General features: G+C 53.5%; 13 protein-coding genes. 3 read left to right on the forward strand and 10 right to left on the reverse strand.

From position 1 onward, the window contains the following. From J9260_RS09190 to J9260_RS09205, 4 genes are all read right to left on the reverse strand, one after another. On the reverse strand, positions 1 to 393 hold the full coding sequence (locus tag J9260_RS09190; protein ID WP_210217504.1) for a TusE/DsrC/DsvC family sulfur relay protein: 393 nt from the start codon (positions 391 to 393) through the stop codon (positions 1 to 3). A 16-nt stretch (positions 394 to 409) separates the two neighbouring features. Then, the gene (locus tag J9260_RS09195; RefSeq protein WP_210217505.1) at positions 410 to 2,017 is read right to left on the reverse strand and encodes an MFS transporter; all 1,608 of its coding nucleotides are present in this window, start codon (positions 2,015 to 2,017) and stop codon (positions 410 to 412) included. A 15-nt stretch (positions 2,018 to 2,032) separates the two neighbouring features. After that, the gene (locus tag J9260_RS09200) at positions 2,033 to 3,289 is read right to left on the reverse strand and encodes an MFS transporter (RefSeq protein ID WP_210217506.1); all 1,257 of its coding nucleotides are present in this window, start codon (positions 3,287 to 3,289) and stop codon (positions 2,033 to 2,035) included. Between the two features lie 207 nt (positions 3,290 to 3,496). Further along, positions 3,497 to 3,787: a PIN domain-containing protein gene (locus J9260_RS09205; RefSeq protein WP_485129799.1), complete on the reverse strand. Its 291-nt coding sequence runs from the start codon at positions 3,785 to 3,787 to the stop codon at positions 3,497 to 3,499. Between the two features lie 92 nt (positions 3,788 to 3,879). Between J9260_RS09205 and J9260_RS09210 the strand changes: the two genes are divergently transcribed. After that, positions 3,880 to 5,568, forward strand: coding sequence for an AAA family ATPase (locus J9260_RS09210; RefSeq protein ID WP_210217508.1), 1,689 nt, complete (start codon positions 3,880 to 3,882; stop codon positions 5,566 to 5,568). Positions 5,569 to 5,645: 77 nt separating this feature from the next. Here J9260_RS09210 and fusA read toward each other — a convergent pair whose 3' ends face one another. Continuing rightward, a complete protein-coding gene (fusA, locus tag J9260_RS09215) occupies positions 5,646 to 7,679 on the reverse strand; it encodes an elongation factor G (protein ID WP_210217509.1) in 2,034 nt (677 codons plus the stop codon). Positions 7,680 to 7,894: 215 nt separating this feature from the next. Between fusA and J9260_RS09220 the strand changes: the two genes are divergently transcribed. Both J9260_RS09220 and narL read left to right on the forward strand, forming a co-directional pair. Next, positions 7,895 to 9,772, forward strand: a complete 1,878-nt coding sequence (locus J9260_RS09220; RefSeq protein WP_246499368.1) for a type IV pili methyl-accepting chemotaxis transducer N-terminal domain-containing protein — start codon at positions 7,895 to 7,897, stop codon at positions 9,770 to 9,772. Then, positions 9,762 to 10,412, forward strand: coding sequence for a two-component system response regulator NarL (gene narL, locus J9260_RS09225; RefSeq protein WP_210217510.1), 651 nt, complete (start codon positions 9,762 to 9,764; stop codon positions 10,410 to 10,412). Before J9260_RS09220 ends, narL begins: the two co-directional genes overlap by 11 nt. Here the strand turns inward: narL and J9260_RS09230 are convergent. The 5 genes from J9260_RS09230 to J9260_RS09250 all read right to left on the reverse strand — a co-directional run bounded on the left by J9260_RS09230 (position 10,357) and on the right by J9260_RS09250 (position 17,310). Then, positions 10,357 to 10,968: a CBS domain-containing protein gene (locus J9260_RS09230; protein ID WP_210217511.1), complete on the reverse strand. Its 612-nt coding sequence runs from the start codon at positions 10,966 to 10,968 to the stop codon at positions 10,357 to 10,359. The two genes, narL and J9260_RS09230, sit on opposite strands and share 56 nt — an antisense overlap. A 178-nt stretch (positions 10,969 to 11,146) precedes the next feature. Continuing rightward, on the reverse strand, positions 11,147 to 13,861 hold the full coding sequence (locus J9260_RS09235) for a nitrate reductase (protein WP_210217512.1): 2,715 nt from the start codon (positions 13,859 to 13,861) through the stop codon (positions 11,147 to 11,149). Then, a complete protein-coding gene (gene nirD / locus J9260_RS09240) occupies positions 13,858 to 14,166 on the reverse strand; it encodes a nitrite reductase small subunit NirD (RefSeq protein WP_210217513.1) in 309 nt (102 codons plus the stop codon). Before nirD ends, J9260_RS09235 begins: the two co-directional genes overlap by 4 nt. Positions 14,167 to 14,178: 12 nt before the next feature. Continuing rightward, positions 14,179 to 16,620, reverse strand: coding sequence for a nitrite reductase large subunit NirB (gene nirB, locus J9260_RS09245; RefSeq protein ID WP_210217514.1), 2,442 nt, complete (start codon positions 16,618 to 16,620; stop codon positions 14,179 to 14,181). Between the two features lie 369 nt (positions 16,621 to 16,989). Further along, a complete protein-coding gene (locus J9260_RS09250; RefSeq protein ID WP_210217515.1) occupies positions 16,990 to 17,310 on the reverse strand; it encodes a Uma2 family endonuclease in 321 nt (106 codons plus the stop codon). Positions 17,311 to 17,553: the final 243 nt, after the last annotated feature.

The raw sequence follows: 17,553 nt of genomic DNA on the forward strand, positions 1-17,553 counted from the left end.
TCAATGCTCCCCTTTGGTTCTACGGATACCCGCCAAGCGATTGCCCTGCTTCTGCGGGCCGCCTTTAGGGAAAATTTCATGCAGGTAATGGTTGGTAGCGAACTCTTCACCCCACGCTTGCTTGAAGTGCTTGAGCATGTCGCGCACCGGGGCTTGTACGCCGTGTTCCTGATGGTAGTTACGCAGGAACTCGATGATTTCCCAATGCTCGTCGGTCAGCACCAAGCCTTCACGTTCGGCGAGGGCTTCCACGAAACCTTCGCTCCAGTCATCCATGTTCTGGATGTAACCTTCCTGATCGGTGAGGATTTGCTTGCCATCCACTTCCAACGCCAAGGTATAAATCGCGTAAGGGTTGGTTTGCAGATTGTCGTCATACTGTTGAATTGCCATGTTCATATCTCCTGTCTTACGGATTTTTGATTTCGCTGCTGCTACGTAGGTAAAACCACCAGTTCAAAATCAGGCACAGCGCGTAGAAAATCGCAAAGCCATACATGGCGTTTTGCGGTGTCCCCGCCTTGATCTGGTCGCCGATCACCACCGGTGCAATGAACGAACCGTAGGCGGCAACCGCCGAAGTCCAGCCCAATACTGGCCCCGCTTGCAGGCGGTCAAAAATCACCCCAACCGTGCGGAAGGTCGAGCCATTGCCCAAACCAGTAGCAGCAAACAGCAACACAAACGTCCACAGGAACGGTTGGAAGAACACTTCCGGGGTAGCCGATTGGTAAGCCTGCATCATCAGGTAGCCTGCGTAAGCCGATGCGCCAACCATGACGACAGAAATGATTTGGGTAACGATAGAACCGCCTACCTTGTCAGAAATCCAGCCACCGACTGGGCGGATCAGTGCCCCCACAAACGGCCCAATCCATGCGTAAGCAAACACCGGAATAGCGTTAGGGTTTTTCGCGTGTACCCATGCTTGGGTTGCCGCATCAAACACATGGGTGTTACCGAAAATGACCTTGATCGCCAACGGCAGCGCCATTGAGAAGCCGATGAAGGAACCGAAGGTCAGCAGGTACAGTACAGTCATTGACCAAGTGTGTTTATTGTTGAAAATGGCAAACTGCTTGCTGATGTTGGTTTTCATCTCACCAAAAGCGGCGAGTTTCATGATCATCAAGGTCGCCAGAATAATCAGCGGCAGAGCCACCCACATATTCAGCAAGCCCAGCCCAGTCGGCGCAGGCAGGTAGAGGTACAAGCCAACGGCGGTAACGGCAAAGGTCAGCCCCCAAAGGAACAGGATTTTGGCAAAAGCCGCCAACGTGCCGCCGATATTGGGTGAAATCGGCATCAGGTTGTTCATGCCGAAGAAGCCAAAGAATGCTAACGGGATCAGGAACACCAACCAGATATAACCCGCATTCTGGATCCACGTTTCAGTACCGGCCAAGATTTTGCCCAGTACCCAACCAGAATCTTTCACCAGCGGCATAGGGTCACCACCCAAGGCACCAAACACGCCCATCGTCATTGCCAATGGGATGAGGATTTGCATGGTGGTAACACCAAAGTTACCCAAGCCTGCATTCAAACCCAGAGCAGTACCCTGCAAACGCTTGGGGAAAAACGTGCTGATATTGGACATGGAGCAAGCAAAGTTACCGCCACCAATCCCGGACAAAAATGCCAGAATCTGGAAGGTCAACAGCGGGGTTTCCTTGCTTTGCAACGCAATTCCCGTACCAATGGCAGGGATCATCAATAGTGCAGTGGTGAGGAAAATGGTATTGCGCCCACCCGCCAGCCGGATGAAGAAAGAGGCAGGTATCCGCAAGGTCGCACCTGCTAACCCGGCAATCGCCGTCAGCGTGAACAGTTCATCGTCCTTGAAGGGGAAACCAAGGTTGGACATCTGTACAGTGATAATCCCCCACATCATCCAGACGGCGAAACCCATCAGCAGGCTAGGGATCGAAATCCACAAATTGCGGTTGGCAATTTTCTTGCCGGTGCTTTCCCAGAACGTGGTGTCTTCCACGTCCCAATTTTTAATATCAGTCATCAGGTATTCCTCGCATTAAAGGTTTGTGGTGAGGGATTTTTCGTGTAAATCGGCATGAACCGGGCGAACTTCGGTGAAATACATCCACATCAGCGACACCCACACCACGCCAAACATCAGCATGAAGGCGGAAGAGCGAATGCCAGTGAGATCCACCAATGCGCCAAACATAATCGGCATCAGGAAACCACCCAAACCACCCGCCAAGCCCACCACGCCGGATACCACGCCAATGTTGTCGGGGTAGTCATCCGAGATGTACTTGAATACCGAGGCTTTACCGACAGCGAAGACTACGCCGAGGGTAAACAGGATGATGGTGAAGATGGTCGGGGTCAGCCCGAAGTGAAAAGTTTTTGCCCCGTTCAGGGTTTGAATCGTGATGTCGCTTTGCGGGTAAGACAGGAAGAACAAGCAAACCAGCGAAACCCACAATACCCACCAGGTCATGGTGTGTGCGCCGAGTTTGTCGGAGAAGTAGCCACCGCCCGCCCGCAACAAACCGCCGGGAATACTGAATGCGGCTGCCAAGAATGCGGCAGTTTTCAGATCGAAACCGTATTCGCTGACGTAATATTTGGTCATCCACAAGGCCAGTGCGACGTAGCCACCGAACACGATGGAATAATACTGGCTATAACGCCACACCTTGGGATCTTTGAACGCAGCCAGTTGTTCCCGCACCGTGACCGATTTTCCGACCTTGTGGCTAGGCTCGCTAAAGGTGAAAAACCAGAACACAATCGCCGTGACCAGCATCAGCACTGCGTAAACTTGCGGAACCATTGTCCAGCCATAGCCCACCACAATAATGGGGGCGAGTAATTTGGTGACAGCCGCGCCAGTATTGCCTGCGCCGAAAATCCCCATTGCCAAACCTTGACGTTCCTTCGGAAACCAGCGGGCGCAATAGGCGATACCGACGGTAAATGAGCCACCCGCTACCCCGACAAACAAGCCGGTTACGAGGAAATGCCAGAATTGGGTTGCCTGTGAAATCATCCAAATCGGAAATACGGTGGATAGCATCAGGATGGTGAACACGATGCGCCCACCGAATTTATCCGTCCACATCCCTAACGGTACGCGGATCAATGAGCCGGTCAGTACCGGTGTTGCGATCAAAATCCCGAACTGGGTTTCGTTCAAACCCAAGGTTGCCTTGATAGGAATCCCGATGACGGCAAACATCATCCAGATCATGAAGCACACGGTAAAAGCCAGCGTACTCATGATGACGACCGACCATGCCTTGTATTGCTGCGTTGCCATAATTCACCTCTTAACAAAACCGTTAGTGGTTTCAAGGTGATTCTAGGCTGATGAATGCTTGATTCTAGTGGGGGTAATGGTGGGTAAAGGATGGAAAATACCACTTTAGTGATACATGGAAAATTATCTAAGAAACTGTTTTAATTTGAATTTTTATTAAGGCTCTGATTGGATTTTGGTGGTGGCGGCATAGAGGTGGTACACCTTCTAATCCACCATACCTTGCTGCTCGGCAATTGCCAACACACGCACCAAACCAATAAACGTCAGCCCTAATTTCGCTGCTTGCCGACGCGCTAACTGGTCATCCACGATCAGCAGGGAGTTTTCATGTTGAATAGCCAGACAAATGGCTTCCTTTTCACCATCACTTAAGCTACGGGGCAAAACCATAGAGGAGATGTCATCACTTGGAATGACTTGTAATTGTTTACAATCAATCGCTTGCTGGATGCGCTCGCTATCTTCACCAGACTTAGCCATACATTCCCGTTGCACGTTTTGACTACGAAGCAGGTGGCATGGCAACTACAGCAACGCTTCGGCGGAAATGCTATGATTGCCCCATGCAGCCACACGCAGGAACACCCATGAAAACTCCCTACGGCGAAAGTAACTTCAAGAAAGTCATCAGCCAAGGTTTCATCTACATCGACAAAACAGCTTACATCGCTAAGCTGGAGAATCATGGCAGCTACCACTTTCTGTTGCGCCCGCGCCGTTTCGGTAAAAGCCTGTTCATTTCGATGCTGGAACATTACTACGATGTGCAACGCACGGATGAATTCGCGGCGCTGTTTGGCAAGCTCTACATCGGGCAGCACCCAACCCCATTAAAAAACACCTATCAGGTGCTGTTCATGGAGTTTAGCGGGATTGAGACAGGTAGCCACGCACAGGTATTTAATGGTTTCAATGCCAATACCAGCCTGCACTTGCAGGCATTTCTCGAACGCTACGGCTATGGGGATGCCGCAATAGCGGGGTTGGCAAACTACCAAACACCTGCGGACAAGATGAAATACGTGTTCACCTTGGCGAATAACCAGAAAATCCTGCTACTGATCGACGAATACGACCACTTTGCCAACGCACTCCTCGCTGAAGACCAAGGCTTGTTCCAAAGCGTTATGGGCAAAGGTGGGTTCGTGCGTAGTTTTTACGAAACCATCAAAACGGCAACCCAACGCGGCACAGTAGACCGACTGTTCATCACAGGCGTTACGCCGCTAATGCTTGATAGCCTAACTAGCGGTTTTAACATCGGTAAAAACCTTTCACTACACCACGACTTCAACACCGCAATGGGATTCACCCAAACCGAAGTCGTTAGCTTGTTACAACCGCTGGTTGAGCAGTGCAAGCTGGATGCTGACGCATTACTCAGTGATATGGCACATTGGTATAACGGCTACCGCTTTCACTCCAAAGCAACAGAAACCGTCTACAACGCCAACATGGTATTGTATTTCCTTGATAACTTCAGGATGGAGAGTTGTGCCTACCCTGAGCTGATGTTGGATGACAATATCGCCTCGGATTACCGTAAAATCATGGCGTTATTCCACATCGGCGACCGTGAAGCCAATTATCAAGTGCTGGATGAACTCATCAACGTAGGCACAGTAACCGCACAACAACAACGTAAGTTTGAACTGGACAAGGATTTCAACCGCGACGCATTCATCAGCTTGCTGGCTTACATGGGGTTTGTGACTATTGCAGGGAGTACCCTGACCCAAACGGTATTCGCCATTCCCAACCACGTTATCCGCGAACTATATTTTCAGTATTTCAAGGTCGAACTGGAACGCCGTAATCAAATCCGCATTCCTGATCAGGCGGTGCTGCAAGCCATTGAAACGCTGGCTTTGCACGATGACATCCAACCGCTGATCAATGAAATGCAGGGTGTTTTGCAGCTACTGTCCAACCGTGATTTTGTCAAAATGGATGAAAAACACGTCAAAACGCTCTTACTGACGTTGCTTTACCAATCTCCGGTGTACTTCATCCAGAGCGAACGTGAAATGAATCAGCGTTACCCCGATATTTTACTGCTGGAACGCAGCCCCTATAGCGTTCCACATCAGCATTTGATCGAACTGAAATACGCGAAAAAATCTGCCAAAGCTGAAGGTTGGAATGCCAAGCGGCAAGAAGGCATTGAGCAGGTACACGAGTATTTGCAATTACCGACCATTGCGGTGCTTCCCAAACTCAGCGCGTGGGTAGTACTCACCAATGGAGAAGATGTCGAGGTCGTGAAAGAAAAGTGAACCGCTAAGACATGGCAACTGACGGGGAGGCCATCATTGTTAAACGATGGCCTCTTCGGATTAACGTGAAATATTGTTCAGTCTTCAGCAGCCTTGTACTGCGCCATCAGCGCTTGCTGGGTCTTTTCCGTGGTCGGCTCATAGTGACTGAACTGGATAACCCAGCTACCTTCGCCGCCCGTCAGCGAATTCAGGCGCGAGGCGTAATCGTCCAGTTCCGCCAGCGGGATTTTGGCCTGAATAACCATATTGCCTGCTGCATCAGCTTGCGCATCATGAATCTGCGCCCGCCGGGTTGCCAGATCGCCAGAAATGTCACCCATTGCAGTGGCGGGAACGGTTACTTCCAAATCAACCAGCGGCTCCAGAATAATGGGGCTGGCGTCGGCAACGGCTTGCATAAAGGCTTTGCGCCCAGCCACCACGAAGGCAATTTCCTTGGAATCCACCGAGTGCATCTTGCCATCCAGCAATGTTACCCGGAGATCCATCAGCGGATGCCCGCTAATCACCCCTGATGCCAATAACTGACGTACCCCTTTTTCCACCGCCGGGATCAATGAGCCAGAAATCGCCCCACCCACAATGCGGTTGACGAATTCAAAGCCCGCACCACGTTCCAGTGGCTCTACCTCAAGCTGCACTTCGCCAAACTGCCCCGCACCGCCACTTTGCTTTTTGTGGCGATATTGCGCCTGCACCGACTTGGTAATGGTTTCACGATACGGAATCCGGGGTGGGGCTGCATCCACTTCGACGTGATACTGCTTGTCCATGCGTTCCAGCGCGATACGTAGATGCAAATCGCCTAAACCACGCAACACCGTTTCATTGGCGGCTGTATCGTATTCAATACGCAAACAGGGGTCTTCAGCGACCAGTTTGTGCAACACATCTGACAGCTTTTGTTCATCGCCGCGTTTTTTGGCACGCAGGGCAAAACCCACCAGTGGCGTAGGCAAGGTCATCCCGGATATTTCGATGCCATCATCTTCATGGCGTTCGTGCAAAATGGTGTCTGGCTCAATCTCGCTGATTTTGGCAACAGCACAAATATCGCCCGCGACCGCCTGCTGAACAGGAATGCGTTCTTTGCCCTGCAAGCGATACAAATGGGCAATCTTGACGGGTTTGCCTTCAGCACCCACTAGCACCTGACTGCCCAGTTTCAGGCTGCCCTGATGTACCCGCAGCAAAGCCAGCTTGCCCACAAACGGGTCGAATTCGACATGGAAAACATGCGCCAGCAATGGCTTATCTGCGTCAGGAACTGCCCATGTTTCCACGGTTTTCTCGCCTTGATGACGGATAAAGGGGTGCGGCGTAGCTTCCAACGGGTTGGGGGCAAGTTTGGCGATAATATCCAACAGTTCAGGGATGCCAGCGCCAGTTCGCGCAGACGTGAAGCAAACGGGCACCAGATGATTTTCACGCAAAGCCTGTTCAAACGCTTCATGCAATTCAGCCGCAGGTACAGTACCTTCTTCTAGATAATGTTCCATAGCAGATTCATTTGCTTCCACCACCTGCTCGATCAAAGCAGTATGGGCTGCCGCTACCGAAGAAAAATCCGCCGCGCCGGATTCATGGTCATACACTTCCACCACTTGCGCCGCGTGGTTGACGGGCAACTCCAGCGGCAGGCATTCGCGACCAAACACCTCGGTAATTTCCTGAAGGCACTTTTCCAGCTTGTCGGGTGCGGCATCAATGCGGTTGACCACGACCATGCACGGCAAATGCTGCTGGCTTGCCCACTCCATGATTTTGCGGCTCATGGGTTCAATACCTGCCACGGCATTAATCACTACCACCACCGTATCAGCGGCTGACAACGCCGTCAGCACCTGCCCCTGAAAATCAGGGTATCCCGGTGTGTCGATCAGATTGATATGGCAACCGGCATGGTGGGCAGTAGCAACAGAAATATACAAGGAATGTTGATGTTGTTGTTCAAGCGGATCACAGTCAGTGACGGTATTGCCTTTTTCAATAACGCCTTGTTGGGTGGTTTCGCCTGCCTGAAACAGCAGGGCTTCGATCAGGCTGGTCTTGCCTGCGCCTGTATGTCCGGTAAAGACAATATTTCGGATGTCTTGGATGGTATGCACGCTGACTCCTTTTAAAATAAGTTTTCCACCCATTCTACGCCGTAGAGCGTCAGCTTGTCTGACCTATATCACGTAAACAAACCACTCGCGACGTATGATCAAGCAAGTGACTACCACCAAAGTAGTACACCCTTTTTTCCACCCGCCCCACCCCCAAATGTATTACCCTAGAATCAGAGCGCAGCATCCAATAACAACACTAGGAAACCCACCGCGTGAACCGCATTCTGTGGAAAAAACTCCAAAATTCCTTGCTGCTACGGCTGGGCGGGATGATCGCTGCCATCACGGTTCTGGCGATTGTCGGCATGTCCACGTCATGGATGGTCGCGGAAACCACCCAAGGCAACGGCGAAGCCATCAACGTCGCTGGAAGTTTGCGGATGCAAAGTTGGCGCATGGCATCCCTCTACCAACGCATCCTGCATGACCCCAACCCCACGCACCGCAGCGACTTGCAACAAGCCATCCAACGCTTTGAAACCGATTTAGCGGCGGACTCGATCCTCTCCGTATTGCCCACCGACGAAACCACCCCGCTCAAGCAAGTGTATCGGCAAGTCGAAAGCGGCTGGCAGCAACGCATCAAACCCGACCTGATTCCCTTACTGACCACGAGCACCACCACCTCCGCCGATGCCGCATTGCTCGATGCCATTCCCCAATTCGTTGCGCACATCAATGATCTGGTCAAGCAGATTGAAGAAGCCACCGAAGCCAAGATTTTGGTGTTGCGGGTGATTTTGGGTGTTGCCGTGATTGGCACGATCCTCGCCGTGATCCTCTCCATTTACTTGGTCAACAACATTTTTGTCACCCCGCTCAAAGGGCTATTGGGGCTAACCGACCAAATCCGCCAAGGCAATCTCGCGGTACGCACCGACCTTGCGGGTGAAGACGAAATCGGGCAACTGGGACGAGCTTTTGACCTGATGGCAGAGGATCTCTCCAAACTTTACCAAGACCTTGAAGCACGGGTCGAACAAAAAACCGCCGAACTTACCCGCAGCAATCGTTCACTGGATTTACTGTACCGCTCCATCACGCGCTTACACGGCATAGCCCCCGACCGCGATGTCTTCCACAACGTGTTGAAAGATGCTGAAGCGGTGTTGGGCTTAGGCAATGGCACGATTTGCCTCAAAGAAGACAATGACCAACAAGGCGATGTCGTCGCAACTACTTCCAGCGATGGCAAAAGCCCGCTGTGCCAACGCGCCAACAGTTGCGCCGAATGCCACGACCCGCACGCCGCCCGCATGGACACGCTCCCCGACGGTCGTCAAATCTTGCGGATGCCGCTCACCGATGCCGAAAAACGCTACGGCATGTTAGCTGTCGATGTCCCCGCCAACACCACTGCCGAACGCTGGCAAGTGCAATTACTGGAAGCATTATCGCGCCACATCGGTGTCACCATTGCCTCCGAACAACGCAGCGAACAGCACCGCCGCGTTTCCCTACTGGAAGAACGCGCCGTCATCGCCCGCGAATTGCACGATTCCTTGGCACAATCGCTGGCCTATATGAAAATCCAAGTCAGCCGCTTGCGCACGGCGGTAAAAAATCCGGCGGATGTCACAGAAGTTACCGCTGCACTGGAAGAATTGCGCGAGGGCCTCAATAGTTCCTACCAGCAATTGCGCGAACTGCTCTCCACCTTCCGTTTGCGCATGGAAGACGATGATTTAGGCATGGCACTGGCACAAACCACCACCGAATTTGCCGAACGCGGCAACTTACCAATTACGCTGGAGGTTAGTTTAGGCAACCTCAACCTGACCCCCAACGAAGAAATTCACCTGCTGCAAATCGTGCGCGAAGCCTTATCCAACACCCTCAAACACGCGCACGCCAGCCAAACGTGGGTGTCGTTGCAGCGTCAAGACGATAACAATAGCCTGCAATTGCGCATCGAAGATGACGGCGCAGGTATCCAAAAAACCGCCAACCTGCACCATTACGGCATGGCAATTATGGACGAACGCGCCCGCGCCCTGCATGGCATACTGCAATACCTGCCGCGTGCTGGTGGTGGCACTTGCGTACAACTCGATTTCACCCCCAAAACAAGGATTGCCCATGCCGCTTGAAACCCCGCAAAGCCTGCTGATCGTGGACGATCACCCCCTGTTTCGCAAAGGCGTGCGCTATTTGGTCAATATGGTGCCTGATTTCATCATTGTCGGCGAAGCCTCCTGCGGGCAGGAAGGCATCGACATGGCGTTGGAACTTGCCCCCGACATGATCTTGCTCGACCTGAACATGAAAGACATGAGCGGCATTGAGGTATTAAAAGTCATCAAAGCCTCTGGCAGCGATGCACGGGTGGTGATGCTCACGGTTTCCGATCAGGCGAGTGATTTGGTGGCAGCGTTACGCGCAGGTGCAGACGGCTATTTGCTCAAGGAAATGGAACCTGAAGATTTGGTGGAAAAGCTGGCGGAAGCGGCGGCGGGACGCATTACCCTCACCGAACGCCTGATCAACTTGCTGGCACACGCGATGCGCCACGACGCGATTCATCCCAAAACGCCTTCAGAAGCAGGCTTGACTGAACAGGAACAACGCATTTTGGAGCGAGTCGCAGCGGGTAAAAGCAATAAGCTGGTCGCACGGGAACTGGGCATTACCGAAGGCACAGTCAAAGTTCACGTCAAGCATTTACTACGCAAACTCAACCTGCGGTCGCGGGTGGAAGCAGCGGTGTGGTTTGTGGATCAGCAGAAGTGAAGCGCAAAATGTCGGAACGGGTGACTATCCCGACGACTTGCCGTTGATCATCAACAATCACAAGGCGCGTTACTTGATAACGGCGCATCAGCTCCAACCCCTCTTTCAAGGTTTGCTGGGGTTCGGCACTAACCACGGAACGGATCATGACTTCACCTACAGTACTCGTGGGACTGGTTGAGATCGGGTGTGGGTGTAACCACGAATCAAGGGCTTTTTTCATCCGTGAAGTTTGGGCAGCCCTCACTGGCACACCAAAACCTGCCATCAAATCACCTTCAGTAATAATGCCTACCAGCATCTTATTTTCCACTACAGGCAAACCGCTAATACGTTTTTCCAACATTAACCGCGAAGCTTCCATCAAGAAAGCCTCAGCACTTACTGTGATGGCAGGTTGCGCCATTAAGGCTGACAACGGGTAAGCCGCTTTTTCACGGATAACGGAATGAGTCACAGCAGATTGATAAATCGACCATAGTTCATCGGGCAATATACTGGGTTCTTCACTGTAGCTTTGTAAAGCGGCAATAAAGTCCTGTTTTTCCAACGTCATGGCGGTATCCTCGTAATTTATCGCGTGACTTGCGGATACCCTAGCCTAACCATCATTATTCCGTGGGACAATTACACTTTGGACGTAACCGAACTACCACGTAGGTGGTATTTTATTGGCTTGAAAAATAAACTCCTAAAAATTAATACGCTGACTGCTTCCGGCGAGCGAAAGTGCTTTAACTCAGTAACGCCTGTAATTCCGGCAAACACGAGCCGCAATTCGTGCCTGCATTCAAACAACGCCCAATCGCCTCCACGCTGCTCAAACCCTGTTCGGCAATCACTTTACGGATGGTTTTTTCGCCGACGTTGAAACACGCACACACCATCCGCCCTTTGTCTTCGCCAGCCACCGCCGGTTTGCCTGCCAGCAAACTGGTGCGATCTGCTGGGGAAAGCGTTTCATGGGCAAACAAGCTGACTAGCCAATCGCGGGGGGGCAAACGGGCGGCGGATGCGCTGATGAATAAGCAGCTTTCCAGTTGATCACCCGTGAAACGAGCGGCTCGGTAGGTTTGGCGGGCAACGTCGAGGTATTCTGTCCAGTTCACGTCGTCGGCGTGTTGGCATAGCAAGTCGCGGGCGAAGGTTGCCCAATCGGCTGCGGGTTGCTGGCCTGCGAGTTCGTAACGCCAAGCGTTGTGGACTTTGATGGCAGTCCAGTAAGTGTAAGAGGGCGTATGCAATACGCCCCTACCGTGAATATTCGTAGGGGCGTATTGCATACGCCCTCCTTCGAGAGCAGCGAGGGCGAGTTTTCTTCGCGAAATCAAAAAACCCTGCCAAGCCGCTCCATACGCCTCAATCGCCACCGCCGCGTGCTTACTCTCCGGCTGCCCCGAAATCGGGTCAACGTTTGCCGGAATCAATGCCCCCACGCCTGCCGCGCCACTGAATTGCCCGCTCCAGTGCATCGGCACAAACAGGCTGCCGCGTTGCTGGTCACGACTGGTTTTCACCTTGACCAATATGGATTGGGTGGCGGTGTAGATCCGTGCAATTCCGCCGTCTTGCAAGCCTTGATTACGCGCATCACATGGGTGCATTTCCACGTAAGGTTCGGCGACGTGCGCGGACAAACGCGGCGAAATGCCGGTGCGCGTCAGCGTGTGCCAATGGTCACGCACCCGTCCGGTATTCAATACAAACGGGAATTCGGGCGTGCGTTGTGATTGCGGCAAACGCGGTTGCACGGCGATGAATTGCGCCTTGCCAGATGGCGTGAAAAATTTTCCATCAGCAAACAGGCGTGTCGTCCCCTGCCCTGCGGCATCCAGCGGCCATTGCGTCGGTGGTAACTGGTCGTAATCCGCCGCTGTCAGCGTTTGCCACGCGCCTAGGTTAAAGCAACGTTCGCCGTGATTTTCAAATGCGGATAAAGCAGCATGTTCGCGGAAAATTTCGTGAGCGGATTGATAAGGGAATGCCGAGCCAAAGCCCATTTCCTGCGCCACCTCAGCCAAGATTTGCCAATCCTGCTTGGCTTCGCCCGGTGCTGGCAAAAACGGCGGTTGGCGTGAAATCGTGCGGTCGCTGTTGGTAACAGTGCCGTCGCGTTCACCCCATGTCAGCGCGGGCAAACGGATGTGCGCCAAATCCACTGTATCGGTGTTGCGCACGCAATCGGATACCACCACCAGCTCGCACGCCAGCAAGGCGCGGCGCACTTGCGCACTGTCCGGCAAACTCACCGCCGGATTTGTGCCCATAATCCACACCGCTTTGACTTTGCCCGCTTCCATCGCGTGGAACAAATCCACCGCTTTCAGCCCAGCGTAGGGCGCAATGCGCGGGGATTGCCAGAAACGTTGCACCAAATCGCGGTGCTGTGGATTGTCGATGTCGAGATGCGCCGCAAGCTGGTTGGCAAGTCCGCCAACTTCGCGTCCGCCCATTGCATTCGGTTGTCCGGTGAAGGAAAACGCGCCAGCCCCGACCTTACCGATACGCCCGGTCAGCAGATGGCAATTGATCAGCGCATTGCCTTTGTCCACGCCGCTGGAGGATTGGTTGATGCCTTGCGAAAACACCGTGACCACCCGTTGCGTCGCGGCAAACAGCTTGAAGAACTGTTCCACAGCTTCAACCGTGAGGTTGCATTGGGCTGCAACAGCTTGCGCTGAGGGTGCGGTGGTTTTCGCCAGCTCTACCGCCTGCTCCATGCCCTTGGTAGATTGGCTGACGAACGCAGCATCGGTATGCCCGTTTTCCGCCAGCCATGCCAGCAAGCCATTGAACAGGAACACATCCGTCCCCGGCGCAAGCCCCAAGTGCAGATCGGCAAGGTCGGCGGTTTGGGTACGGCGCGGGTCAATCGTAACCACTTGTAACGCCGGATTGAGCTTTTTCGCTTTGACCATGCGCTGGTACAGCACGGGGTGACACCATGCGGCATTGCTGCCCACCAGCACGATGAGTTCCGCCGCTTCCAAATCTTCATAGCTGCACGACACGAGGTCTTCGCCGAAAGCGCGTTTGTGCGCCGCCACTGCCGACGACATGCACAGGCGCGAATTGGTGTCGATATTCGCCGAGCCGAGGTAGCCTTTCATCAGCTTGTTGGCAACGTAATAATCTTCGGTCAGCAGTTGACCGGAGACGTAGAACGCCACTGCATCCGCGCCGTGTTCTGCGATGATTTGCTGGAAACGGCTGGCGATGGTGGACGTTGCGACATCCCAGCTCACGCGCTGCCCGTCGATTTCGGGGTAGAGCAAGCGTTGCGGGTGATCCAGTGTTTCCGCCAAGGCTGTGCCTTTGGAGCATAGCCTGCCGAGGTTGGCGGGGTGTTCCTTGTCGGGGCGTACCTTAAATACGCCCGCCGCGTCTTGTTCGACGATGACCCCGCAGCCTACGCCGCAGTAGGGGCAGGTGGTTTTGGTTGTTTTCATAGTTGCAAATACACCCTGCCCCCCTCCACCTTCACCGCAAACACATTGCTACACCCATGATCCGGCGCAAGCGCGTTGCCGCTGCTCAGGTCGATCTTCCAATTGTGCAAGGGGCAAGTGACGGTCGAGCCGTGCATAATCCCCTGCGACAACGGCCCACCTTTGTGCGGGCAAGCATCACGAATCGCGTACACCTGATCGTCTGAGCCGCGAAACACGGCGATGTCGGTGTCACGGGTTTTGATCAGGCGCGAACCGAGTACCGGAATGTTGTTTAATTCGACGACTTCTATCCATTTACTCATGGTTATGTACTCCTAGGCTTCGATCATGATCGGGGTGAATTCAGCGGCTTCTGCACCGTCGGCGCGGGCTTTCCATGGGTCGATTTGCGCGGGCTGTTGCGAAATCAGGAAACGCTCGTACAAGGCTTTGCGGTTGGCGGCATCGCTTAAAATCGCGGTTTTGACCTTTTCCAAGCCGACGCGCTCGATCCACGGCGCGGTACGTTCCAGATAATGCGCGTCTTCGCGGTAGAATTGGCAGAATGCACCCGTGTATTCCAACACTTGCGCTTCGGTTTCAACCTTGCATAGCAAGTCAGTAACGCGCACTTTGATACCGCCGTTGCCGCCGATGTGCAATTCGTAGCCGGAATCGACGCACACCACGCCGATGTCCTTGATGGTCGCTTCCGCACAATTGCGCGGGCAACCGGACACCGCCAGCTTGAACTTGTGCGGCATCCACGAACCCCAGGTGAGTTCTTCCAGCTTCACGCCGAGTCCGGTGGAATCTTGCGTGCCGAAACGACACCATTCGCTGCCGACGCAAGTTTTCACGGTACGCATCGCCTTGCCGTAAGCGTGACCCGACACGAAACCCGCCGCGCTCAAATCCTTCCACATCGCAGGCAACTGCTCTTTTTTGATACCGAACATATCAATGCGCTGCCCGCCCGTGACTTTCATGGTCGGCACTTGGTATTTGTCGGCAACGTCGGCAATGGCGCGTAATTGGTCAGAAGTACACATCCCGCCAAACATGCGCGGCACGACCGAATACGAACCGTCTTTCTGGATATTGCCGTGGGCGCGTTCGTTGATGTAACGCGATTGCGCATCGTCCACGTATTCAGTCGGGTAAGCGCACAGCAGGTAATAATTGAGCGCGTTCCGGCACGACGGGCAACCATCCGGCGTTTTCCACTCGAAATGTTCGCGCACCGCAGGCATGGTTTTCAGGCTGTGCTGAATAATGCCGTGGCGGATGTCGTCGTGGGTGTAATCGGTACATTTGCACAGCGGTTTGGTTTTCGGCGTGGCGGAATAGTCGCCGCCAACAGTGTGCGCCAGCAAGGATTCGACCAAGCCGGTACACGAGCCGCACGAAGCCGAAGCCTTGGTATGCGCTCGTACTTCATCCAGCGTGAACAGTTTTTTCTCGGTAATCGCTTTTACAATGTCGCCTTTGCACACGCCGTTACAGCCGCAAATTTCGGCATTGTCCGGCAAGCTGGCAACGCGGGTGTCGGGATTATGCCCGGAATCGCCCAAATGGTGTTGCCCGAATAGCAGGGTGTCGCGGAAGGCGGACACGTCTGTGCCGTCTTTCATCAACTGGAAATACCAACTGCCATCGACGGTATCGCCGTACAGCACTGCGCCCTTGACCTGATTGTCTTGCAGCACGATCTTTTTGTACGTGCCGGACGCAGCATCTTTGAACACGATGTCTTCGGTTTGGTCATTGCCGGTGAAATCGCCAGCGGAAAACAACTCAATGCCCGTCACTTTCAGCTTGGTGGACGTGACCGTGCCGACGTAGCGGGCAATGCCGTGTTTGGCGAGGTGGTTGGCGGCGACTTTGGCTTGCTCAAACAGCGGAGCTACCAAGCCGTAGGCAATGCCACGATGTTGTACGCATTCGCCAATCGCGTAGATTTTCGGGTCGGTAATGGTTTGCATGGTGTCGCTGACCACAATGCCACGTTCGCAATACAATCCGGCGGATTTGCCGAGTGCAGTATTAGGTTTGATGCCGACTGCCATCACCACCAAATCGGCGGGAATTTCGGTGCCGTTTTTGAAACGCACGGCGGTGACGCGCTCTTGCCCAAGGATTTCAGCGGTGCTGTGTTCCATCAGGAAAGTCATGCCACGCTCTGCCAGCGATTTTTGCAACATGGCAGCAGCGGGTTTGTCGAGCTGGCGTTCCATCAGGGTGTCGAGCAAGTGCACAACGGTGACGTTCATACCTTGCTTCATCAAGCCGTTTGCCGCTTCCAGCCCCAGCAAGCCGCCGCCGATGACGACCGCGTGTTGGTAACGGCTGGCAGTGTCGAGCATGGTATCCACGTCTTTGATGTCGCGGAAACCGATCACGCCCGTTTTATCCGCACCGGGCAAGGGCAGCATGAACGGCACGGAACCCGTGGCAATAATCAGGCGGTCGTAATGCGCTACCGTGCCGTCGGTGGCGATGACTTCGCGGCGGGCGCGGTTGATTTGCTCGACCTTTTTGCCTTTGTGCAAGGTGATGCCGTTGTCGATGTACCACTGTTCGCCGTTGAGCATGATTTGCTCGATGGTCTTTTCGCTGGCAAGCACCGGCGAGAGCATGATGCGGTTGTAGTTACCGTAAGGTTCTTCGCCGAATACCGTGATGTTGTAGTGGTCGGGGGCAAGTTTAAGCAGTTCTTCGAGGGTGCGTACCCCTGCCATACCGTTGCCGATCAGTACTAAATTTTCTTTGTGCATTGTTGCGTCTCCTGAAAACAAAAAAGCCCTGAACCGTTACGCCGGAGAGGGCGTAGGGTTCAGGGCTTCGTTACCCGTGATATGTGTGTCACGCAACAGTGCGTGGTGGGCTGTACCTCGATCGCCGTTGACCGGGGGTAGCGTTTGGGGGGAGTTATGCAAGGGTTGTGCCAGCGTTACCCCCCCATCCCCAGCCCTTCCCCCGCAAGGGGTGAAGGGGGTAGGAGGGAGAGAATGGTGTATTAGGGTGCGCTAATTTAGGGAGTGAGTGGGGAGGTTTGCACTGGAATGGGGAATTCAAGCATTAAGGACGATAATCCATAAATCGTCCTTGAAATAAGGATGATTTCTTCAAAATCATCATTGGGCTTACGTTTTGGCGGTTGAGATCAGAATCGGACTTTCGCGGACATAGGTATCTTGCGAGGGGTCATCGTTACACACCACCATCAAATCGGGGTAGCGAAAACGCTTGGCGGTGGTTTTTACCAGTATGTTACTGGTCATCGGTTCACAAGGTTTGCCGCGCTGGTGGTTCCAGATTAACGCATATAAATTGCCTGCAATACGGTTATGGTTGGTGCTTGCCCCTGCCCTTGCGTACACCTTTCCCTCGACGTATTCGTATCGCTGTTCGCCTGCAAGGTAGTCTTCGACGCTGAGGTAATCGCGTGGGTGTACTGGTGGCATCGGGCTTTCTCCTAAACGAGTTTTTCATTTGAGGTTAGCACACGCGCCAAAATGGCGGTATTTTACTGCGAATGTGTGCTTGATTCGTGGGTATTTTTCGTCAGCTTATGGTAGAGTTTCAGGCAATTCGTCAAACGCTGGCGACAACCCAATACACGCCATACCAATTATAACAACACGCGACTGACCCTATGCCGGTTTCGACGTGGTAGGGCGGTAGCGTGTTTACGATTTGTATGGGAT

This window comes from Thiothrix unzii (assembly GCF_017901175.1).
In the GTDB taxonomy this organism is placed as follows: Bacteria; Pseudomonadota; Gammaproteobacteria; order Thiotrichales; family Thiotrichaceae; genus Thiothrix; species Thiothrix unzii.